The organism is Streptomyces millisiae, from assembly GCF_031845425.1.
GTDB classification, from domain to species: domain Bacteria; phylum Actinomycetota; class Actinomycetes; order Streptomycetales; family Streptomycetaceae; genus Streptomyces; species Streptomyces millisiae.
Map to the genome: position 1 here is coordinate 1 of NZ_JAVREM010000443.1, position 255 is coordinate 255.

The 255-nt window shown below is 55.7% G+C and carries 1 rRNA gene; it reads right to left on the bottom strand.

Features of this window, described 5'->3' with window-relative positions:
- Nucleotides 1-255 (bottom strand): 23S ribosomal RNA (locus tag RNC47_RS37795); the annotation flags it as partial.

The window sequence follows — 255 nt, forward strand, 5'->3', positions numbered from 1 at the left end:
TTCGCATGCCCTTCGCCTACACCCACGATTTTTTACTCGACGACCGTCCGGCAGAACGATCACAGAAACTCCCACAACCCCGCCTGCGCAACCCCTGCCGGGTATCACACACAAACGGTTTAGCCTCTTCCGGTTTCGCTCGCCACTACTCCCGGAATCACTCTTGTTTTCTCTTCCTGCGGGTACTGAGATGTTTCACTTCCCCGCGTTCCCTCCACACCGCCTATACATTCAGCGGTAGGTGACAGCCCATAA